Here is a 21390-nt window from a genome sequence, read left to right as displayed (position 1 = left end):
ATAAATAGAACAGTGGGGGCAAAAGAATGTACATATTAAAAAATGATAATTTAGAGGTACAAATCAGTAAAAATCCTTTTGAACTAATTTCGTTAAAAAAAGTGGTAAGGAATATGTTTATCAGCAAGATAGTACTTGAAAAAAAATCATGACCAATTTGTTTTCCAATTACAGGAAAACTAATTAATGATCAATATCAACTTGCTGATAAAACATATCACATGACAGGACATGGTTTTTTTCGTGCTATTACTGATTGAGTTGTTGTGACACAAACAACTGATACGTTAGTTGTTGAATATGTTGCAACAAAAACTTTTTATGAACAATATCCTTTTACTTTTAAATTAGAAGTAACATACCAATTAGTAGGAACGGAATTAATTAATAAGGTTAAAATTACTAATCTTGATTCAGAACCATTACCTTATAATTTTGGATGGCATCCAGCGTTCATTTGTGATGATCATTTAGGAAAAATTATATTTGATCAACCCCAAACAGTTACCCATATTCCGGGTGGAGTTTTTTAGGAACAGCAATGACAACGGAGATCAAAAATGAAATCGAATTAGATGAGTATGATTTTACAACAGGACAATGTTATGCTTTGTTAAATCAAACAACCCCGAACAAGTATTAATTGTTGATCCAACACGGGTTGTTCGTTTAACAACAAAGGGATATCCTAATGTCTTGATTTGAAAATGTCAAAATGATGCAAAATATATTTGTGTTGAACCATGAGATGGACATCAAGATGATATTAATTATGCTACAACACCATTTGATCAAAAACCATGAATTAATCATCTTGCACCACACGTCACAAAAGAATATGTATTACAAGTTGAATTAAAAAAATAAAACCTCTTAAGAAATTAAGAGGTTTTAATCAATTAAATGAATATTATTTTAAAGGTTACAATAAACAAGCGAGGGGGATTGCCTGTTGCCTAAAGAAAATATTAGGTAGGAAAATATTGTCAATAGATTTTTATTGTAAAAAGTTTCTACTGTTTTTGATACAGTACTTTATAATATTCAGCAGCATAATATTTATTATAAAGTATTAACCATTTTTTCTTCATTCTTGCAGCATCGTTAGAATGAATTGGTGTCACATTATTATTTAATAAATATTTTAGGATTTAAAATTTAATATTTAAAGTAACAAAAGGTAACAAGAATGTATTCGGTTTTTCTTTGTAAGTAGTTCTTTATAATTAATTTTAAATAATAATGTTCTGATTATCACTTTTATTATCTCGCAAAAAGGTAAAAAATCATTTTCTTTTTTGAAGGGTTTCGGAATTATCAAATAATTATATTGGTTAAATTTAGGAAATTATTTTCATTTTTAAAAAAATAAAAACCATCATAAGATGGTTTTTATGTAGTACTTATTTTTTGCAAAGTTTGGTAAAATTTTGTTTTAATGATTTTATTATTACAGTAATTATATAAATACATACTACCAATTAAAATTCCTAAAATTGCGATAAAAGCAATGATAAATCACACATATCCTGGCAAACCAAAAAAGGTTCCGTGGACATTTAAAAAGAAATATGGATATCAACGATTTTCAGTTACGCCAGGTGTGTTTCTAGGTCAAGTAAAATGATCACCAGAAAGACGACGTAATTCGCCTCTAATCATTGCGTAAGCACAATATCCTAGTAAAACAAGGACATATTTTCAAAAGTTTGTGTGAAAAAATTGTTTTAATTTAATTTCTTGCTTGTTTTCCATAAAAAATAGGACATAAACGACAAATGCAATTGGATTTGTCATATGATCAATAACAGTTGTAATTCATCCCAAGGCACTTCCTGGCAAGGGTTGTGTTGGTAATAGTAAGCAATTATATATAATAAAAGTAATGGTAATATAACAAGCGGTGGCTAGCGCAACTGGATATGATTGAATTTTATTTTTATTTTCTTGATGTTGGCGAATTCCACTAATTAAGAATCAGAATAAGATTCCTAAGTTTGATAAACAAGTAAAAGTTGTAAAAAAATCTAATGTATATACTGTGTAATCACCATGGTAACGGTTAATAATATCATTTTGATTGAGAATCCCATTGACAAATGCTCATGTTAAGATGGCAATTCCAACTATTGCAAAAAATAGTTTATAAATCTGCTTTCAAATTAATTTTATTTTTAAAGTCATTTATAACTATTTCTCCTTGATTCTTGCTTGATTTGTAGTAATTCTAATATTTCTGCAATTACTACTATAAATATTGTAGCATTGATTAGTTTAAAAACTGGACAAATTAATTAAGATAAGAGGAGTCTTGCAAAATTAATGTTTTTTTTGAAAAAGGTATACATTTTAAATAAAATTCGGTAAGATAATATAAACCTAAATTATAAGGTTTAATTAGAAGAGGTGTAATGATGTCAAAAAAAGAACTAGCAGAGTTAATTGCAGGCCAATTTAATTTATCAAAATCGCAAGCGGGAGAAATTGTTGATTTTGCTTTTGATAAAATTAAAGAAACTTTAGTAAAAGGAAATGAAGTCGCAATTGCAGGATTTGGGAAATTTGCTGTATCAGTAAGAGCAGCAAGAGATGGAAGAAATCCAGCTACTGGGGAAACAATTAAAATTCCAGCTTCTAAAGCAGCTAAATTCAAAGCAGCTAAACAATTAAAAGATGCATTAAACTAATTAGCAGTTAGTTAAGGTTTAACTGTAATGTTAAATAATTTATTTAACAAGGGCAGTATTAATAAGTGGCGATTTTTGTTGAGCCATTACAAATTAATAAATTTGTCAGAAGAACAGTTAGTGTTAATCATGTTGATTATGAACTGTTCTTCTTCTGATAAAAGGTTCATCACTCCGTTAGAAATTGCTAATCATTCCAATTTTACTGAAACAAAAGCAAAAAATATGTTAGATCAATTAAAACAAGATGGTTTTATTGATATTAAGATGAAAAAAGATGTTTTGGAAATGGATTTGTCGCCAATTTTTAACAAAATTATTATTGCAATCGAAAATTTAGAGTTAAATGTTGAAAAAAAGATTTTGTTTGATCAAGTCAATCAAATTTTGCAAGAACCTTTAAATGAACACGATAAAGCTACTTTAAATACTTACTTAGAGAATAAAATTTCTGATTTTCAATTAACCCTAATTATTACTAATCATCAAGAAACAAAAATGACGTTTAAAGAACTTATTAAGTTTATTGATAATTATCTTAAAAATAAACCAAAATCATTAACTAAATACAATTGATTAATTGATTAAGAACTGGTTTAAAGTCAAGAAAATTAGGCAGGGTCAGAAAAAGTTCATAACCATTTTCTTCAAAAAAAGAAACTGGGATTTGTTTTGTTGATATTAGTTTTATTCATTCTGTTAATTTCTGATATGATAAGATGAAATAACGATCATAGTAATGAAAATAAATAATAATAAAACTAATGCCATGATGTTTTTTAACTAAAGCTAATTGTTTTAACTGATGTGTTTTAATATTGTTTAAGTTGAATTTTTGCTGGTTGGTTTTTTTGCTTCAAATTCGATATAATGGCCTTGATAAAGACCATAATAATCACAACCAGTTTTTTCTTTAAAATAACTTTTTGTGATTATATGCTGTTTTTTTCCAATGGAATAATATTGACTACTCGTTTAAAAAAGAGACCAATATTATGATCAAAATATTTTTGAATAGTATAATTAAGTAAAGTTTCTAAAAACATTCCACGATTATTGGGCAGGTGCATGATTGTTTCCTCCTTAAATATAATTAACAAAAAAGGACACTTGTTCCTTGTAAAAGAGGTGTTAAAATGAAAACAATTAAATTGCGAGCAGTTGATGTCATTAATAAGGAATTTCAAGTTGATTACCAAGGTTATGATCCGAATGAAGTTGATATGTTTTTAGATATGATTGCCACTGATTATCGAGTTTTTGAAGGAATTACGAATGATTTTAATAAAGAAATTAAATATTTGCGTCAACAAATAAATGATTTGCAAGACAAAAATGATGTTTTAAGAGCACAACTTGATGAAACAAAAGCCCAAAAAGCACGGTTAGAAGCAGAAGGTTTTTCAAAAGCTGATCTAATAAAACGAATCCATAATTTAGAAGGTAAGATAAATAATGACTAAATTTTAACAACTAGTTATTAGCAAAATTAACATTTTATTTTTAAGATATAGTATAATTATTATGAGTTATAACAGAACTAGTTGCTATTAACAACAGTTAATAGAGGAAACTCCACGCTCGCACAATCTGTGATGATTGTAGTGTTTGTGCTAATTTAATTCATAAGATTAGGCATAAGGGATCCTTATGACGGCTGAAAAAAATCCTAAGTTTTTTATTAATATGGAATTTTTTCTATAAAAGTGCCACAGAAACGAGTTTTTAAAGAAATTTAAAAAATGGAACGGGTAAACCCCACAAGCGAGAAACCTAAATTTTGGTAAGGGAACTTCTTTTTTCAAAGCAGAAGAAAATAAGAAGATCAATTTTAACAAATTGATAGATAAATAACTAGTATTTTATTTTATTAAATAAAAAACAGAACGTGGGTTATGATGTTATGACTTTGTAAATAAAAATAGGACTTCTATTTTTTTTTTTTTTTTTATTAAAATTGATTTTAATTTATTTTGTTAAAAATTTATTAAGGGCTTGACTTTTTAAAAAAATAAATTATAATTTTTATAAATAAGAAAGGAAAAAAAATATGAAGAAAAATAGTAACAATGATTTAACCGTGAAGAACGATAAGATTTGGGTTCGAATTAAAAAATCATTATTTCACAAAGAATTATATAATCAAAGGTCGATTACTTTTAAAATTACAGTATCAGCAATCTTTTTAGCAGTTGCTGTTTGTTTGAGTTTATTAGAGATTTTTAATATTCCGACCCCCTGAGGAGCAACTTTTGGGTTACGCTTTTTTGATACATTAGTGATCATTTATTCAATTTCAATTGTTGGATTAGGGCTTGCCTTATTAGAGGGGATAGCTTTACCTTGGATTCATAATCTAATTGATGGTCACCACACCTGAATAGAAATGGCGTTTTTTATGATTTCTAACATCCTGGTTATTTTTATTACATGGTTTATTTATTATATTTTGTTTAATGCTTATTACAAAGTAAAGGTTCCTGAAGATGTTGGTGATCATGCAATTCATGAATATCATCATGTTAAAAAAGCTCATGATCACCATCATAAAATTATTAGTATTACTTGAACCAAAAAAATTTTAGCGTTTGTAATTATTATTCCATTATGTGCTTTAGTTGAAGCATTATCGTTTCTAATTGTTGCAAAAATTTTAGTAAACACTGGTCATTCACATTTAGAAGAAGAACATGTTCATATGATTAAACACGGGATTAATATGTTAGCACCAACAGTTAGCACACCGAATGAAATTATTAATTGATCAGATGGTGTTAGTGTTGCTCATGCTGGCCATGACCATGATCATGACAACAGTGGAATGGCTTCCATTTTTGAATTATGACAGCACACCTTAATTTTTATTGGAATTTTCTTTGGAATATTTACCGCAAAATATATTGTTAATGCTACATTATTTTTATTATTAGAACGACGAACAAGACAGTTGGTTGATCGATATGGAATATATGTCTAAAAAACTTTTTTAAAACATTAAAAAAGTTTTATTTTTTGTTATAATGCAATGATAAGAAAGTTTATTGATAAAACTTATTTAGAATAAGAGGTGAGTTTATGGGTAAAATTAAAGAGTTAATTGATATTAATAAGATTGAAAAAAACTTGGAGTATAACGAATTAGACCACAAAAATCAGACTCGTAAGCAGCAAACGCCATTAGAAATGATGAAGGAGATTAAAGCACCGCGAATCGGTTTTTTTAAGTTAGTTGCAATTTATTATCGTCGATATTTATTACGTTCATTTACAATTTTATTTACTTTAGTTTTAAGTTCAACATCAATTGTAACAATTACCCTTTTAATAAATAAGTTAATGACCCAAATTTTATTTGAATTTGGAAATGACCCGGGGGCAGTAACAACTGGATTAGACTGATGAATTTGATTAATCATCATTGGTGTTGTCTTGGTAATTGGTGTTGTCACAACAAACATTCGTGAACGGGTTGGAGGAATGTTGGGGCGGAATATTGAGATTGATGTTCGAAATGCCGTTTTAAATAACTTAGTTAATTTAAACATTGGTTATTATTCTGATAAAAAAATTGGAGAAACAATGACAAAATTAATTAATGATACGCAAATTATTGGAGATGAATCACAATTAACGCCAGCTAACTTAATTAGTATTCCAATTATCTTTATTGGAAGTGCAATAGTGTTGTTGAATATTGATTGAAAATTAGCATTAATTTGTTTAGGAGCAACCAGTTTATTTATGGCAGCAGTTGCTGTAACATTCCGTTCACAAGCATCAGAAACAGAAAATGTTCGTGCTAAAATTACTGATGTTAATGGGGATGTAACTGATCGCATTGCTTCAATTGCTTTAATCAAAGCAACAGGAACAGAAGAATATGAACGTGTTCGTTTTGAACAAATTCATAAGGAATACTACCGTATTAATCGTCGTTTAAACCGCATTCAAGCACGAATGACAACAATTATTATTCTTTGTGCATTAAGTTTAACTGTTATCGTTGTCTTATCAAGTATTATTTTATATGGTAATAAGGGGACAGAAAGTACTAACCACATTATGAAAGTTTTACCAGCTTTTATTACGGGGGTTAACACTTTAGCCTTCCCAATTTGAACATTAACTGGATTAGTGCCAGGATTAGCGCGGGCAACAGCATCAACAAAAAGAATTATTCAACTAATTCGTGTTGATACAACAATTGACCCAAACCGTGATGCATCTAATGTTAATGAAATTACGGGGGATATTGTTTTTAAAGATATTATTTTTGAATATCCAGAAAAACCAGGAGTCATTATTTTACCAAAAACAACGGTGAAATTTGAAAAAGGAAAAAGTTATGCTTTTGTTGGCGAAACTGGAAGTGGAAAGTCAACCATTTCAAAATTATTGTTACGTTTTTATGATCCAACCAGTGGAGAAGTTATTATTAACAATACCAATTTAAAAGATTTAAATTTAGCAAGTTATTTAACACATGTTGGTTATGTTGCACAAGAACCAAAAATTTTATTTGGTGATGTTATTTACAATGTTCGTTATGGAATGTTTAATGCAACCGAAGAAGAAGTTATTGAAGCTTGTAAAAAAGCTAATTTACATGATTTAGTTATGGGCTGAAAAGATGGTTATAATACTATTCTAGGTGAACGTGGATTTATGTTGTCTGGAGGGCAAAAACAACGATTAGTTATTGCACGGATGATTTTAAAAAATCCTCAAATTTTAATTTTAGATGAAGCAACAAGTGCGTTAGATAATATTGTTGAAAAAGAAATTCAAGCTGAATTAGAAAAAATTATGGTTGGTAAAACAACAATTTCAATTGCCCACCGATTGAGTACGATTAAAAATGTTGATAAAATTTTTGTCTTGGGAAAAGGACAAGGAATTATTCAAAGTGGAAAATATGATGAATTAATTACAATTGATGGTCCGTTCCGTGAACTTCATCGTGCTGGAAATCAAGGCCGTTAAAAAGAGAAGTGTTAAATGACACTTTTTCTTTTTGTTTAGTTGAAATTACTATTTTTAAATAAGATGCTTTTAATAGTAATATGAAAATGGTAAAATATAGCAAATTTATTTTTAAATGAAAGGGTGGTAAAAAATATGAAATTCAAAGAGTGAAAACAACAATTACGTGATGGTTCAGAATTACAAATGTATGAATGAAAACCTGCAAACGACAAAGACATTAGGGGAGTGGTGCAGTTAGTTCATGGTAGTGTTGAACATTCTTTACGTTATGAGGATTTTGCAAAGTTTTTAGTTGCAAACAATTATGCTGTTGTTGCAGAGGATCATCGCGGACATGGGAAAACAGCGCCTTGTTCTGAAAATTTGGGGTTTTTTGCCGAAGAAGAAGGATGAGAAAAAATTATTGATGATTTATATGAAGTAACAACTTATATTAAACATTGTTATCCGAACAGACCAATTGTGATGTTTGGTCACTCAACGGGGTCATTTATGGTTCGCCATTATGCTATTAAATATGAAACAAATATTGCAGCTTTAGTAATTTGTGGAACAGCGCATTATCCAAAAAGATTATTAAAATTCTCAATTAAAATGGCTAGAATTGGTCAAAAAATTAAGGAACCAAAATCAAAAGATAATTTTATTTATAAGTTTTCTTATGCCCCATTAAATGTTCGCTATAAAGATGAAGGTAACTTGGGGACAGAATGACTGGCAACGGATAAAACTGTGCAAGAGGCATTTGCTGATGATCCGTTAACAGGCCAAGTTTTTTCAACAAGTGCTTTTAAAGATATGTTTATGGGATTATTGTTTATTACCAATAAAAAAAATATTAAGTTAACACCAAATACTTTGCCACTGTTGTTTATTGTGGGACAAGATGATCCGGTTGGAAAATATGGGAAGACAGTATTACAAACGGTTGAATTGTATAAAAAAGCAGGGAAAAGAGTTAAAGTAAAATTATATCCAAATGCCCGTCATGAGATTTTAAATGAACCAATTAAACAAGAAATTTATCAAGATATCTTAAATTTTTATAATAAAAGTCTTTTTCAATAATTAAAAGTCTAATTTTTACAAAAAAACAAAGTGTACCCACTTGTTTTTTTTTTTTTTTTTGCTTTAATATATTCAATTAACTATCATAACTGCACATCACTAAAATAGATATTGCAAAATTAAAAATAATATATTACAATAAAAATAACTTTCAAATATAAACACTTAATTATATTGAAAGTTTCAAACTTTTTATAGTTTCCCGCTAAGAAACTTTTAAATGTAATTAAGTGTTTTTTTATTTGGAAGGAGTTTATAAAAATGAATAATGTTTTTATTCAAGATAATTTAACAAATAAAGGTCATAATGTAATTATGAATGATTTAAATTATGTTAAAAAAGAATATTATTTAAAAAAAGTCTTTTATGGTAATTATGTTAAAAATATTGTCTTACCGTTAGAATTAATTAATAATAACCCTCGTAATAAAACGGGAATTAAAAATACTGGAAAAAATGATAAAAAACTATGAAATAATCGCATTCGCACCCAAGGAAATTGTATTCGCAAAGCGTATCATAATTTTTCAAATTCAAAAAATTTAAGTTTTCTGACTTTAACTTATGCAGTTAATGAGAAAGATGTTAAAAAATGTAAAAATGATTTAAAGTTATTTTTTAATAATATTAATTGTTGATGAAACAATCCTATTCGTTCTAAACATCATAAAGGAATTTTAAAATATATGTATACTTATGAGTATCAAAAACGAGGAGCAGTTCACTTTCATATCATATTGAATCAAAAAATACCTAATAGTGTAGTACAACAATATTGAAAATATGGTATTAATAAAAATATTAAAGTTCGTGCAGGTTCTAATGAAGATGTTGTTAAATATCTTGCTAAATATATTGTAAAAACTGCTAATAATGATAAGTCGCAAAATCATTATGATTTAAATATTAAAGCGTATCAATTTAGTAAAAATTGTAAAAACCCAAGAGTAAAGGTTGGAGTTGTTGAGTTATCTGAACAAGATTTAATTAACTATCATAACTGCACATCACTAAAATAGATATTGCAAAATTAAAAATAATATATTACAATAAAAATAACTTTCAAATATAAACACTTAATTATATTGAAAGTTTCAAACTTTTTATAGTTTCCCGCTAAGAAACTTTTAAATGTAATTAAGTGTTTTTTTATTTGGAAGGAGTTTATAAAAATGAATAATGTTTTTATTCAAGATAATTTAACAAATAAAGGTCATAATGTAATTATGAATGATTTAAATTATGTTAAAAAAGAATATTATTTAAAAAAAGTCTTTTATGGTAATTATGTTAAAAATATTGTCTTACCGTTAGAATTAATTAATAATAACCCTCGTAATAAAACGGGAATTAAAAATACTGGAAAAAATGATAAAAAACTATGAAATAATCGCATTCGCACCCAAGGAAATTGTATTCGCAAAGCGTATCATAATTTTTCAAATTCAAAAAATTTAAGTTTTCTGACTTTAACTTATGCAGTTAATGAGAAAGATGTTAAAAAATGTAAAAATGATTTAAAGTTATTTTTTAATAATATTAATTGTTGATGAAACAATCCTATTCGTTCTAAACATCATAAAGGAATTTTAAAATATATGTATACTTATGAGTATCAAAAACGAGGAGCAGTTCACTTTCATATCATATTGAATCAAAAAATACCTAATAGTGTAGTACAACAATATTGAAAATATGGTATTAATAAAAATATTAAAGTTCGTGCAGGTTCTAATGAAGATGTTGTTAAATATCTTGCTAAATATATTGTAAAAACTGCTAATAATGATAAGTCGCAAAATCATTATGATTTAAATATTAAAGCGTATCAATTTAGTAAAAATTGTAAAAACCCAAGAGTAAAGGTTGGAGTTGTTGAGTTATCTGAACAAGATTTAATTTATTCAGTTAAAGATAACTTAAATTATTTTGCTTTTGGCGATGAAAACAGTTATAAAATTGGTTTTAGTTGTGATAGTTATTATGGTTTAGATAAGTTTAGAGAATATAAAAAATATGTTTCTGTTGATAGAAAAATATTTAAAAATTTAGTTAAAAATACTAATTTTACTGCTAAAAAAGTCAAAATTTAAGGTGTTAAAATTAAAAAAATGAGTTAAAAACTCATTAAAAAGTGGCAGTTACCCGCTAAAACAACTGCCACAAATTAATTAAAACAAAAAAAAAAAAAAAAACAAGTTGGGGATGTATATTTTATAATATCTTTATTTTTTGTGCTGAAAATTTGACAATTTTAATTTTTATTGTATTATTAAATTAACTTAAACATTTGATTATGTTTGAGTTTCAAATCTTAAAAGGTTTCCCGCTAAGAAACTTAGATATAATTAAATGTTTTTTTATGCTTTATTTATAAAAACTTATTCAAATAAAAAACACTAATTTTGTATTATTATTTTTAATTAATCATTTTTTATATTTAAGTTTTAAACCTGAAATCTTTTAAGTAATTTAATTAAATTATTTAAAAGAAAAAGGAGAAATCTTATGAATGGATTTCTAGTACAGTTGATAGATATTTCAACTGATAAAATTATTAAGGATGATAAAGGTAATGAAAGTAAATGAGATAGTTATACATTTACACCAGTTATTAAGTTAGAAAATGGTACTGTTAAAGGTACAAAAGATTTATCAAAGTCAAAATGATTTAAAGTAATTGATGATAATTATTTGAAATTAAAACCTTATTTAGTTGATGGTAATTTATTTTATGTTTCGCTTAAATGAGATGGAAAAATTAATACAGTTGAACCATATGTAGAAAATAATAGCGAGCAAGATTTTATTAACAAATATTCTAATAGTTCAACAATATCAGAAAGTAATAGTTAATATGAAACAACAGTTATGTATGGTTTGTATTAATGATACTGTTTGAGAAAATGGTCCTACTTATTGCTGAAACTGTGTTAATGAAAATGTTGTTTTAATTAATCAATATTATTCTAGGTTAAACAATGAAAAAACAAACTAAATTATATAAACAACGATTAGAATATTTAGTTAATGTTATACATCAATGTTTACCTAGTAAAATACCATTATTTATGTTAAGAAAAGCATTAAAACATTTATTAAAAAAAGAAAATATTAATTTACAAATTCTTACAGAAAAAGAGTTTTTGATTTTAAATGAAAAATTAAAAGATAAATTTTTAAGTATAGAAAGGAATGATTAAAATATGGATAAAGAAATTTTAAGTATTGTATTATCTTGCTTGCTTTTATTTTCATTGGTTATTTCAATTATTTTTTCTTTGTGTATTGCATCAAAAGAACAAAAAGAAAATAAAAAATTAAAAAACGAAAAATTATCTTTGGAAATTAAAAAGTTAAAAAGAGAAATGGAGAGTGATTAATTTGGCGATTTTATCTGAAATTATTTTATTAATTATTATGGTTCCAATTTGTGCTTACTTTATTGCAGGAATAATAAATGTTATTAGAAAAAAAGAAAGTTCAATAATTTTACGACAACAAAAGAAAATAAGAAAATTACAAATTGAATTGGAAAAAAGAAAAAGTAAGGAGGTTAAATAATATGATTATATTTTTATATGTAATGGTTTTTATTACAATGTTTTTACTTTTAGGTTTTTATTTTGTTGATAATATTATAGCCTTTAAACATCGCAAAGAAATTCAAAATAATCGTGCAATTATTAAGTCTCTTAAAGAACAAATTAAACAGCAACAAGTTATTAATAAAATTTAACAAGTTAATTATTAGTAATATTTTTATATTACTTTTTAACTTTTTAGGGGTTTAAAAAATATTATTTTTAATTAGAAAGGAATTACTATATGAATTTAATGGCAATGGATAGCGGAACAGACGGAATTATTAAAGCAATTGAGGCCTGAGTTGGTGTTATTGCAAATTGAGCGAAAGAATTTACGACTTGATTTTTAACATTTTTAGGTGCAAATGCAATTTTAATTATTCCTATTGTTTTAATGTTTTTAGTGCTTGGAATTGAAACATTAAGAAAATTAATTCACGGATATTAATATTAATAATTTTAAACCTCTAAAAAGTTAAAAAGTAAAATTTATATTGAATTTATGCAAATTATATTCGGTGCAGATATGCCCCCAGCATTAGCCTATATATGTTTTATTTTATTTTTAACTTTTATTATTGCTGTTATTTTTTGAATATTTAGATTGATATTTAGGGGGTTTAGTTAATGACTTGAAATCAGTTTTTAGATAAAGTTTATCAAGGTTTATATCAGTTTGCTTTTTTATTCCAGCAAATAAATTAGGTTTGGTTGATAAAACTGTTGAATATTATGTTTGTATGATAGTTATATGATTATTTATTTTCTTTACTATATGATTTGTTATTTATATGGTTTCTAAAATATGTAAGGTGGTGTTTTAAAGTGTTAAATATTAGAAAATGAATTATAAATTGATATTTAATGAATTGATTTTTTACTTTAATTATGATTGTTTTAAATTGTTTAATTATATTTAAACCTAATATGTTTAAAGGTTGATTAAATATTGTTTTTTTAATTTTTGCTTATTTATTTAGTGTGTTTGTATTATTTTTATTTTTTAAAGATTTACGAAATCAACTTGCATTTTTTAAAACTATTAAACAAAGTCCTATAACAATGGTAATTGGCAGTTTAGGGAGCGGTAAAACATTATTAGCAACTCATTTATTAGTTAATTCTAAATATGATACTAAATATTCTAATTACCCTATTAAAAATGAAGATATCGCATTAGCAACTTTTGATATGTTTGATAATAATAATTTAAAAAACCCGATACCTTATAGTGAAAGTAATTTGGTTGTTTTAGATGAAATGGCGTTATATGTTCCTGCTAATGAGGTTAAAGATGGTGCTATGAAAAAGTATAGTGGTGTTATTCCTAGTTTAGTTCTTATGCGACAATATAATATTAATGTTGTATTTATTGGACAACGAGAAAAACACCGTTGAGTAGAATATAGAGAATTAGCGACGGGGTTAATGTTGCCGTTAAGTTGTAAAAAACCACCTTTTCAATTTAAAGGAATATTAAAGTATTTTATTTGATTTTTTCCTAAGTTTAAGTTTCATATTGGTATTTTTGATGATAAGGATAATTATGATATTTGAAAATCTGAAAGTGTTAAGCGTTCTGCTAATGGTAAAAAAGTAAAATTAAAAAATGCAAGTTCTATTGGTATGCGTAATTTTAAAATTTCTATTTCTTTGTTAGATGCAATGAAATATGATACTAAATATTTGCAATTTGTTAGAGATGTTAAAAATGATAGTGTTAAAGATAAGTCATTGACTTATTGAGATTATGTTAATTTTGATAGTTTAGAAGATTTAGAAAAAATGGGAGCAACAAGATTAGTTGAAAATTTACAAAAAGGAGGTAAATAATTATGAATTTATTAACGAGTTGGGATGATGCTTTTAATGTTGTTATTGATATATTTATGAAAATTATGGACTGGATGTGAACTTTAAAATTACCAGCAACAGATATACCTTTATATGTTCTTTGAATTATAGGGGGTATTTTAGGAATTGTTATGCGTTTGGTTGGTTCTGCACCACAATTAAGTACAATGTCTCAAAATACTAAACAAGCAGCAGGAGCAATTGGAAAAATAAAACTTGGTATAAATGAAACAGATAAAGAGTTTTCAAAAAAAGGAAAAAATAATGGTTAAATTATTATGGTTTTTTTCGTAGCAAGTATTATTGGTATAACATTTGTTGCAAATATTTTTTTAGCGTCAGAGACAGCAATGGCGACAATTAAACAGTGATTTAATAGTTCAAATGATTTTTATAAATTAATCGCTCATTTATTTATTATAGCAACTCATCCTATTTTTAGATTATTTATTGCTTTTGGAATTATGTTAATGATTATAAGAGTTATATTTGCAGTTAGATAAGAAAGGAAATACAGATATGAAAAAAGTTTTTATTATTTATTTTTATGTTATTTTTTTATTATTTTCTTTAATATCTCCTTTTGTTTTTATAACATCTAATTTAGATAATTTTAATAAAGTTAATTCCAATTTTTTATATTCAGAAAATTTAAAAAGTAATGATATTTTTAAAGATTGAAATTATAAAGAAGCGAGTGAATATGATTTTCAATCTAGTTTAATGTTGCGACAAGACTATTTTATGCAAGGTTTAGACCCTAGTAATTATGCGTTTAGTTTTGGTGTTGAAACTCCTTTTATTTCAAATGTGAGTGCTGATAAAAATGATGATAATTATTGATTTAATAAAATTAAAAACAGTGCTTGAAATTATAGATTAAGTTGAAATTTAGCAAATAGTTCTAAGAGTTCCGTAGGTAGATTAATTGTAGATTATCAAATGTCAACTAAATTATTAAATATTTTTGTTTATAAAAATGATGTAAAATATGAATTCACTTTTAATTGAGAAATAATACCATATTTGTTTATGCCGATTATTGGTAATCAAAGTTATCGGCATTTTGATATGAACTATTTAGTTTTAAATTTTAATTATAAAAAAATAATTAATATGGATATTCTTAAAAAATCTGAAAGTAATTATTATATTAATGATGTTAAACAAAATTTTTATTTATTAGATAATTTATTTCAAATTTTAGATTATTTTTATTCTAATGTTTTAAGAACTATATTTGGAATGGCAACACTTTTTAGGACACTTTTTATGTAGACTTCTGATTTCTAAATTCAACTGGAGTTAAGTAATTCAAACTACCATGAATTCGAATATTGTTGTATCAATTAATGAAATTAAATAGTTCCAACTTTAATTGTTCTAAATTTTTAAATTTTCGACCATTAATAAATTCAGTTTTAAAAGCTTTATAGGTTGTTTCAGCTACTGCGTTATCGTAAGGGCAACCTTTTGCACTTAATGATCTTTTAATCTTAAATGTTAATAAAATTTCTTCAATAATTTTATTTTTAAATTCATTACCACGATCTGTATGAAACAACCTAATTTAATTTAGTGGTCGTGTTATTTTATAAAATGCCTGCTGAACTAGTTCAGCAGTTTTATTTGTTCCAGCGCTATAGCCAATTACTTCACGGTTAAATAAATCAATTAGTAAGCAAATATAATGTCATTTTGAACCAACTTGAACATAGGTTAAATCGCTCACAATAACTTCATTTTGTCTTTTATTACTAAACTCACGATTTAGAATATTACTAATTTGATCATTATTTACAGGAGATTTATGATTGTGATATTTTAATTTAGTATATTTTGATACTAAATTATTTATTGCCATAATTCTTCTAATTTTTTGTCGAGATAAAATAATGTTCTTTCTTGCTAAAATAATTTTAATTTTTCTAGCACCATAAACTTTATAGCTTTCTTTAAATGCACTGATAACTTCATTTTCATAAATATTAATTTCAGTTTTAGTGATCTTATTAATTTGATAATAATACTTTGATTTTGCTATTTTTAATATTTGACACATTTTCCTCACTGAATATTTGTCTTTATTGTTAGTAATTAATATTACTTTTTGCCTATTATCAGTGCTGCTTGCTTTAAAATATCATTTTCCATTTCTAGTTGCTTATTTCGTTTTCTTAGTTCAATTAACTCATTTTCTTCTGGTGTTCTGTTATCTTTTGCTTTAAAAGAACCAGAATTCTCAAATTTTTTTACTCATTGATAAAGAACTGCCTTTGAAATTTTATATTCGTTAACAATTTCAATATTACTTTTACCATTTTTATATAACATTATGATTTGTTTCTTGAATTCATCGGTGTACTGGTTTTTTGCCATTTTTATATTCCTGCTTTCCTAATAATTTTAGCTTATTTTTTTACAGTCTACATAAATATGGCCCAAGTTATTGTAACCTATCCAGCCACCCCAAAATAAACCATATTTAAAGCACAAAAGACATTAATAATGCCAAAACCAACTTCAATTCTGAAGAAAATAATACTAAACATTAAAATAAAGGTAACAAATTCAATGTTTGGTAAAAAAGCAAACGCAATTTTTAGCCCTAAAGCTAAACCACTAAAAAGAGCAATGACGGTCATTTTTAAGGTTATTTTTAAAGTTGAAGGTCAAATATCTTCTTTCTTATTTTTTTTCATATTTCATCACTCGTTTCTAAGGTTAAATTACGTTGCTAATAACAAAACGAAAGACATTGTCAGTATTTGGTGTTAATCACAGCAAGTCAATCCCAACACTACAAGAATTGTTTGGGCCATGACAATCCTTATGAATATGTTCGGGACTTGGTTGATTATTATCACCACTTTGAATGTCAAAATACTTTACGTTAGGATTTAATTCAATTTGACCAACTCGTTTAACAAAGGTGCCGATTGTGCCAGAAGATAATCCAAAATCATTGGGGTAGTTTATTAAGACATCAGCAAGGCTAGCAACATGTTGAACATTTAAACCTTTTGTAAAATAAAGACTAAAATCTTCTTTTTGACCAAGAACAGTTACTGTATAAGTACCTTGGTAATTATTTTTGTGTCGTTCTTGGTAGTATTTTGGAATATAATAAAGGTTTAAAACAATGGCAACTAAAAGAATTAAGGCTAAGGGAAGATAACGTAAATATTTTTTTCATGAAAAATTTTTCATTTTTAATAATTCCTTTCAAAAATAGTGATAATAAAAACCCATTCTTGAGGAAAAAATTATTATATTTATGAGAGGTAAACCATTATTTAACGATAATAAATTATTTACTCACAAATATCACAATCCCAGGGATATTTATTTTACCAAGAGTTAACGGCAGGTCTACTGGCTTAGAATCATTTTACTAATTGTTTCTTCCCAAAAAATTTTTTCAGTGAGTAAATACAATGTTCATCATCATTACAGTTGCTGGGACAGCTTGAGCATATTAACTCAATTCCCTTTTCAAAACATTTTTAAGTGTTTACCGCTAATTCAAATGAAAGCGTGATGCTTTACGGTTTAATTATAAACCAAAAATTTTAACTCGGAAAGGGTTTCAAGATTACTTTTTTATTTATTCCTATCAACAAGGTTAAAACTAAGCGATAATTATTGTAATTTTAGCAATATCTTTTACAAGTACTAGAAAATAGATTAAAATTATTATATATAGGAGAATATTGATTATGACAGAAATTAAGTTAATTGCTGTTGATTTAGATGGAACAGCTTTAAATTCAACTGGTGAGATGTCACCACATACGTTAGAAGTTTTGCAAGGACTAGCGGCAAAGGATATTAAATTAGTAATTGCGACTGGGCGGCCATTATATCAGACAAAGCATATTGTCACAAATTTAGGATTAACGGATAAGAATGATTTTACTGTTAGTTTAAATGGCTCGGTTGTGGCAAATAATGCCACTGAAGAAATTTTATTTTGTGATTATTTTGATCAACAATTATTACGAGAACTTTATGCTGATGTCTTGGCATTTGATTTAGACACCTTAATTATGTTTGATGCTGATCATTCTTCGTTTAATAAAATGTTGTTACATTGTAAGGGTTTTGAAGATAAAATGACCAAACATTATTTATCATCTTTTACTGAAGTTCAAGATGAAGTAACAGCATGTTTATATACGAATAATTTTAAGGTTAATGTTAATAAAATCTATATTAGTAGTTATACTTCCGATATTAATCGTTTTGTTGCAAAATGAAAGGATAAAATTGAAATTTCGCAAGAAATCCGCGGTGATCGTTCAGCGTTAGAAATTACTAGTCGTAATATTAATAAAGCAAGTGGTATTGCACAAATTTGTCAAAAATATCGATTAACAGCAAAGAATGTCATGGCTTTTGGGAATGAACATAATGATGTTGCTATGTTACAGTGAGCGGGAATTGGGGTGGCAATGGGGAATGCGCCCGATGATGTCAAAGCAATTGCTAATTTAGTAACTGATGATAATGACCATGATGGGATTGCAAAAGTAATTGAAACAGTAGTTTTTGGGTAATAATAATTAAAAAGTCTTAAAGTTAGCAATAAATTTCATTTTGCTAACTTTTTTACACAAAAATAGCATTTTAAATTGTTTTTTAGCAAAAGTTTTGTTAAAGTAAGAATATTAAAAAGGGAAAGAAAAAATGAAAGTAATTGAAAAAACGCCGAGTAAGCAAACATTAAATGATGGTTATCATAAATTTTGTTGAAATTGATGACGCATTTTATGTGTGATAGTATTATTTCCGTTAGTTAATTTTTTATCAAAAAAATATGTTAAAAATTTTTTTACATTTACCCAAACTTATCAACGAAAAGGGTTAATGACAATTGAAACAACAACTTTTGATTTTAATAGTTTTGAAGTATATCACCAGGATGTTATTGCAAAAAAATTAGATCAATTTAATTTTGTTTTTAGTAAAAAAGAAGAAGCAGCAATGCAAACGATGACGATTTTAAATCGCCATCAAGCTCCAATTAGTGCCCTTTATTTACAGCACCCTAATGCAAAAAAATGAGTAATTGGGTTGCATGGTTGAACAGAAAATAAATATTTAGGGTTACGACAAGTATTTCATTTTTACCAACAAGGTTATAATGTTTTAACTTTTGATAGTGTTGCACACGGTTTAAGTCCTGGAGATTATACTGGGCTTGGTTATTTAAATGCGCAAAATTTAAGTGATGTTATTCAATGACTTCAAGATAATTATTGTGTTGAAGAAATTGGATTAATTGGAAATAGTATGGGAGCTGCTTGCTTGACAAAATATTTAATTGATGAAGGTTATCAAAATTCACTAGTGCATTGAGCAGTTAGTGATTGTGGTTTTAGTAATTTATTAGTCCAATTTCGGTATGTAATGCAATATCGTTATCAACATCCATGATGGTTAACTAGTTTTGGGTTAACAAAGAAATTTAACAAAGAAATTGGCATTAATTTACGAAAATACAATTTATTAAAGCATACCAACCGGTTAAAAGATTTTCCAATGTTAATTATTCATGGTGATCATGATGATTTTGTTCCTTACTTTATGAGTAAAGAATTTTTTGCTCATAAAGCAAAGTTTGAGCTAGCTGGCCAAAGTCAATTAGTATCATTATTAAATATTAACCATGTTGAAGCAATTTCAAAGGGACATCAAACCTATATTACAGCTATTAAAGCATTTTTAGCACAACAAGAAAGGAAATAAGGATGAAATTACAGAAAAAATATGGGTTTTGACAGATTTTAGCGTTAGCAATTTCAGCGACACTAGGTTCTTCTATTTTAGTGTCGTTTGGTCAAGTTGCTTTTCAAGCACAATTCAATCCTATCTTAATTATTATTGCTTGAATTTTAGGAGGTTTATTGGTTTTACCAGAAATGTTATTACTGTCCGAAGGAGCCACTTCGTACCCCGAAAATGGTACAAGTTATTATTGAATTAAACGTGCAAAATGAAATGCTTGTTCATTTTGGTTTGGGTGAATTATGGTATTATTTGTTAGTGCCACCGCTGTTGCAACTGCTTGTTTAGCGCTAGGTGATATTTTAATTACACTACTAAAGTTAGATAACGAATGATATGGTAAATTGTTTGGGATTATAATTTTATTGGTATTAGTTATTATGCAGATTTTTCTTAAAAAGAGTAGTGGTTATTCACAAATTGTTTTTGTTTTATTGAAAGGGTTGCCAATTGTTTTGGTCTTAGTTATTGCAATGGTTTATGGTAATACTGCTAGTTTTACAGATGATACGATTAATAAAAATTTAAGTCAAATTTATCTTTCATCATTTTTATTATTACCAGCAACAGCAATGACAATGTTTGCTTATTCTGGGATGGAAGCGATTACATATGTTAGTGGCGAAGTCATTAATCCTCGTAAAAACATTCCATGAGCAATGATTATTTCGACAATTGCCATTGTATTACTATATATTATTTTAGCAATTGGACTTTTAACGATTAATGAACCACAAAAATGGTTAGGACCAACTGGCAAGTTTAATAATGTATGATATTATGCGATTATTACTAATCGCACCATTCCATCATTTTTAAAATATGTATTTTCAGTTTTAGCAATTTTTATTTTTGTGGGATCACTAAATTCATTTTTAGTGTATCATTCACGATTAATTTTTAAAATGAGTGAAGAAAAGGATTTTTTTGCATTTTTTCAAAAAACAACTAAACGAACTAATATGCCATATTTAGCAATCCTATTTTTAGTAGGGTTAGCAATTATTTATATTTTATGAACATCACTGCTCAATGTAACAAATTATTTTATTATTGCTGTTAGTGTCTTAAAGTTTATTACCATGATTAGTTTGATATATTTACGACAGAAAGATGTTAATTATCAACCACTTTATCCCAAACCAGTTTTCATTATTTTAGTTATTCTAGCATTAAGTTCATGTACAATCACTTTTATTGGTTCAATTTTAGCGATGTATTATTATGCAACGGTAACTGCAAATATGTGAGAATTATGAAATTGTTTTATTGTGTTTGGAATAATGCTTAGTGGTTATCACTTCTATTATTTGAAAAAATGGTTGGCAACAAAGTGAAATGCTAAAAAAGAGCGTTCACAGAAGCGAATAAAGGATAATTTAATAGAAAAAGATGAACCTTTTTCAAAATAATTTTT

General features: G+C 26.4%; 26 protein-coding genes, 1 other RNA gene, 2 pseudogenes and 1 riboswitch. Of the genes and pseudogenes, 24 read left to right on the top strand and 5 right to left on the bottom strand.

Annotated elements, in window-relative coordinates; genetic code table 4:
• The first annotated feature begins 26 nt into the window (after positions 1 to 26).
• Together ACOBWH_RS06555 and ACOBWH_RS06550 are read left to right on the top strand one after the other, a co-directional pair.
• Positions 27 to 533, top strand: coding sequence for a hypothetical protein (locus ACOBWH_RS06555; RefSeq protein ID WP_424526211.1), 507 nt, complete (start codon positions 27 to 29; stop codon positions 531 to 533).
• Positions 534 to 600: 67 nt separating this feature from the next.
• Positions 601 to 867, top strand: a complete 267-nt coding sequence (locus tag ACOBWH_RS06550; RefSeq protein ID WP_424526210.1) for a hypothetical protein — start codon at positions 601 to 603, stop codon at positions 865 to 867.
• Positions 868 to 1392: 525 nt separating this feature from the next.
• On the opposite strand, the gene ACOBWH_RS06545 is transcribed toward ACOBWH_RS06550, so the two are convergent.
• Positions 1393 to 2184, bottom strand: a complete 792-nt coding sequence (locus ACOBWH_RS06545; RefSeq protein WP_424526209.1) for a Pr6Pr family membrane protein — start codon at positions 2182 to 2184, stop codon at positions 1393 to 1395.
• Positions 2185 to 2414: 230 nt separating this feature from the next.
• On the opposite strand from ACOBWH_RS06545, the gene ACOBWH_RS06540 reads away from it, so the two are divergent.
• Both ACOBWH_RS06540 and ACOBWH_RS06535 read left to right on the top strand, forming a co-directional pair.
• Positions 2415 to 2687, top strand: a complete 273-nt coding sequence (locus tag ACOBWH_RS06540) for an HU family DNA-binding protein (RefSeq protein ID WP_424527435.1) — start codon at positions 2415 to 2417, stop codon at positions 2685 to 2687.
• A 27-nt stretch (positions 2688 to 2714) separates the two neighbouring features.
• Complete coding sequence (locus ACOBWH_RS06535; RefSeq protein ID WP_070407013.1) at positions 2715 to 3275, top strand: DnaD family protein; 561 nt, start codon at positions 2715 to 2717, stop codon at positions 3273 to 3275.
• On the opposite strand, the pseudogene ACOBWH_RS06530 reads toward ACOBWH_RS06535, so the two are convergent.
• Positions 3250 to 3733: pseudogene (locus ACOBWH_RS06530) on the bottom strand (Holliday junction resolvase RecU). The gene ACOBWH_RS06535 and the pseudogene ACOBWH_RS06530 sit on opposite strands and share 26 nt — an antisense overlap.
• A gap of 90 nt (positions 3734 to 3823) precedes the next feature.
• On the opposite strand from ACOBWH_RS06530, the gene ACOBWH_RS06525 reads away from it, so the two are divergent.
• The 17 genes from ACOBWH_RS06525 to ACOBWH_RS06445 all read left to right on the top strand — a co-directional run bounded on the left by ACOBWH_RS06525 (position 3824) and on the right by ACOBWH_RS06445 (position 15461).
• Positions 3824 to 4150: a DivIVA domain-containing protein gene (locus tag ACOBWH_RS06525; RefSeq protein WP_424526208.1), complete on the top strand. Its 327-nt coding sequence runs from the start codon at positions 3824 to 3826 to the stop codon at positions 4148 to 4150.
• Positions 4151 to 4219: 69 nt separating this feature from the next.
• An RNA gene (gene rnpB, locus ACOBWH_RS06520) (RNase P RNA component class B) lies at positions 4220 to 4588 on the top strand.
• 149 nt (positions 4589 to 4737) lie between these two features.
• Positions 4738 to 5664, top strand: coding sequence for a hypothetical protein (locus tag ACOBWH_RS06515; RefSeq protein ID WP_424526207.1), 927 nt, complete (start codon positions 4738 to 4740; stop codon positions 5662 to 5664).
• Between the two features lie 98 nt (positions 5665 to 5762).
• The gene (locus ACOBWH_RS06510; protein WP_424526206.1) at positions 5763 to 7670 is read left to right on the top strand and encodes an ABC transporter ATP-binding protein; all 1908 of its coding nucleotides are present in this window, start codon (positions 5763 to 5765) and stop codon (positions 7668 to 7670) included.
• A gap of 135 nt (positions 7671 to 7805) precedes the next feature.
• Positions 7806 to 8741 carry an alpha/beta fold hydrolase gene (locus ACOBWH_RS06505; RefSeq protein ID WP_424526205.1) on the top strand — a complete coding sequence of 312 codons (936 nt, stop codon included), beginning with the start codon at positions 7806 to 7808 and terminating at the stop codon, positions 8739 to 8741.
• Positions 8742 to 9002: 261 nt separating this feature from the next.
• The gene (locus tag ACOBWH_RS06500; RefSeq protein WP_424526204.1) at positions 9003 to 9761 is read left to right on the top strand and encodes a rolling circle replication-associated protein; all 759 of its coding nucleotides are present in this window, start codon (positions 9003 to 9005) and stop codon (positions 9759 to 9761) included.
• A 153-nt stretch (positions 9762 to 9914) separates the two neighbouring features.
• The gene (locus tag ACOBWH_RS06495; protein WP_424526203.1) at positions 9915 to 10835 is read left to right on the top strand and encodes a rolling circle replication-associated protein; all 921 of its coding nucleotides are present in this window, start codon (positions 9915 to 9917) and stop codon (positions 10833 to 10835) included.
• A 415-nt stretch (positions 10836 to 11250) separates the two neighbouring features.
• Positions 11251 to 11598, top strand: coding sequence for a hypothetical protein (locus tag ACOBWH_RS06490; protein ID WP_424526202.1), 348 nt, complete (start codon positions 11251 to 11253; stop codon positions 11596 to 11598).
• A gap of 125 nt (positions 11599 to 11723) precedes the next feature.
• Positions 11724 to 11945: a hypothetical protein gene (locus ACOBWH_RS06485; RefSeq protein ID WP_424526201.1), complete on the top strand. Its 222-nt coding sequence runs from the start codon at positions 11724 to 11726 to the stop codon at positions 11943 to 11945.
• Positions 11946 to 11948: 3 nt separating this feature from the next.
• Complete coding sequence (locus ACOBWH_RS06480) at positions 11949 to 12125, top strand: hypothetical protein (protein WP_424526200.1); 177 nt, start codon at positions 11949 to 11951, stop codon at positions 12123 to 12125.
• On the top strand, positions 12118 to 12306 hold the full coding sequence (locus ACOBWH_RS06475; RefSeq protein WP_424526199.1) for a hypothetical protein: 189 nt from the start codon (positions 12118 to 12120) through the stop codon (positions 12304 to 12306). Before ACOBWH_RS06480 ends, ACOBWH_RS06475 begins: the two co-directional genes overlap by 8 nt.
• A 1-nt stretch (position 12307) precedes the next feature.
• Positions 12308 to 12481 carry a hypothetical protein gene (locus ACOBWH_RS06470; RefSeq protein ID WP_424526198.1) on the top strand — a complete coding sequence of 58 codons (174 nt, stop codon included), beginning with the start codon at positions 12308 to 12310 and terminating at the stop codon, positions 12479 to 12481.
• Between the two features lie 89 nt (positions 12482 to 12570).
• Positions 12571 to 12777, top strand: a complete 207-nt coding sequence (locus tag ACOBWH_RS06465; protein ID WP_101519332.1) for a hypothetical protein — start codon at positions 12571 to 12573, stop codon at positions 12775 to 12777.
• 377 nt (positions 12778 to 13154) lie between these two features.
• Complete coding sequence (locus ACOBWH_RS06460) at positions 13155 to 14162, top strand: hypothetical protein (RefSeq protein ID WP_424526197.1); 1008 nt, start codon at positions 13155 to 13157, stop codon at positions 14160 to 14162.
• Between the two features lie 2 nt (positions 14163 to 14164).
• A complete protein-coding gene (locus tag ACOBWH_RS06455; RefSeq protein ID WP_424526196.1) occupies positions 14165 to 14455 on the top strand; it encodes a hypothetical protein in 291 nt (96 codons plus the stop codon).
• Positions 14456 to 14461: 6 nt separating this feature from the next.
• Complete coding sequence (locus ACOBWH_RS06450; protein WP_424526195.1) at positions 14462 to 14686, top strand: hypothetical protein; 225 nt, start codon at positions 14462 to 14464, stop codon at positions 14684 to 14686.
• Between the two features lie 16 nt (positions 14687 to 14702).
• Positions 14703 to 15461, top strand: a complete 759-nt coding sequence (locus ACOBWH_RS06445; RefSeq protein ID WP_424526194.1) for a hypothetical protein — start codon at positions 14703 to 14705, stop codon at positions 15459 to 15461.
• Here the strand turns inward: ACOBWH_RS06445 and ACOBWH_RS06440 are convergent.
• The 3 genes and pseudogenes from ACOBWH_RS06440 to ACOBWH_RS06430 all read right to left on the bottom strand — a co-directional run bounded on the left by ACOBWH_RS06440 (position 15454) and on the right by ACOBWH_RS06430 (position 17393).
• Positions 15454 to 16562 (bottom strand): annotated as a pseudogene (locus ACOBWH_RS06440) (IS3 family transposase). The gene ACOBWH_RS06445 and the pseudogene ACOBWH_RS06440 sit on opposite strands and share 8 nt — an antisense overlap.
• A gap of 77 nt (positions 16563 to 16639) precedes the next feature.
• Positions 16640 to 16885, bottom strand: a complete 246-nt coding sequence (locus ACOBWH_RS06435; RefSeq protein WP_424526193.1) for a hypothetical protein — start codon at positions 16883 to 16885, stop codon at positions 16640 to 16642.
• A gap of 22 nt (positions 16886 to 16907) precedes the next feature.
• Entirely contained in the window at positions 16908 to 17393 is a 486-nt protein-coding gene (locus ACOBWH_RS06430) for a hypothetical protein (RefSeq protein ID WP_424526192.1), read from the bottom strand.
• 138 nt (positions 17394 to 17531) lie between these two features.
• Positions 17532 to 17720: riboswitch (cobalamin riboswitch) on the bottom strand.
• 182 nt (positions 17721 to 17902) lie between these two features.
• Between ACOBWH_RS06430 and ACOBWH_RS06425 the strand changes: the two genes are divergently transcribed.
• The 3 genes from ACOBWH_RS06425 (at position 17903) to ACOBWH_RS06415 (ending at position 21385) form a co-directional block, all read left to right on the top strand.
• On the top strand, positions 17903 to 18742 hold the full coding sequence (locus ACOBWH_RS06425) for a Cof-type HAD-IIB family hydrolase (protein ID WP_424526191.1): 840 nt from the start codon (positions 17903 to 17905) through the stop codon (positions 18740 to 18742).
• 130 nt (positions 18743 to 18872) lie between these two features.
• Positions 18873 to 19934 (top strand): alpha/beta hydrolase, encoded by a 1062-nt coding sequence (locus tag ACOBWH_RS06420; protein WP_424526190.1) that lies wholly within the window; start codon positions 18873 to 18875, stop codon positions 19932 to 19934.
• A gap of 2 nt (positions 19935 to 19936) precedes the next feature.
• Positions 19937 to 21385, top strand: coding sequence for an APC family permease (locus ACOBWH_RS06415; RefSeq protein WP_424526189.1), 1449 nt, complete (start codon positions 19937 to 19939; stop codon positions 21383 to 21385).
• Positions 21386 to 21390: the final 5 nt, after the last annotated feature.

The sequence above is a fragment of the Spiroplasma endosymbiont of Glossina fuscipes fuscipes genome, assembly GCF_049669535.1.
GTDB lineage: Bacteria > Bacillota_I > Bacilli_A > Mycoplasmatales > Mycoplasmataceae > Spiroplasma.
The sequence above is the reverse complement of the archived record's forward strand: the minus strand, read 5'-3'. Positions and strand labels throughout refer to the sequence as shown.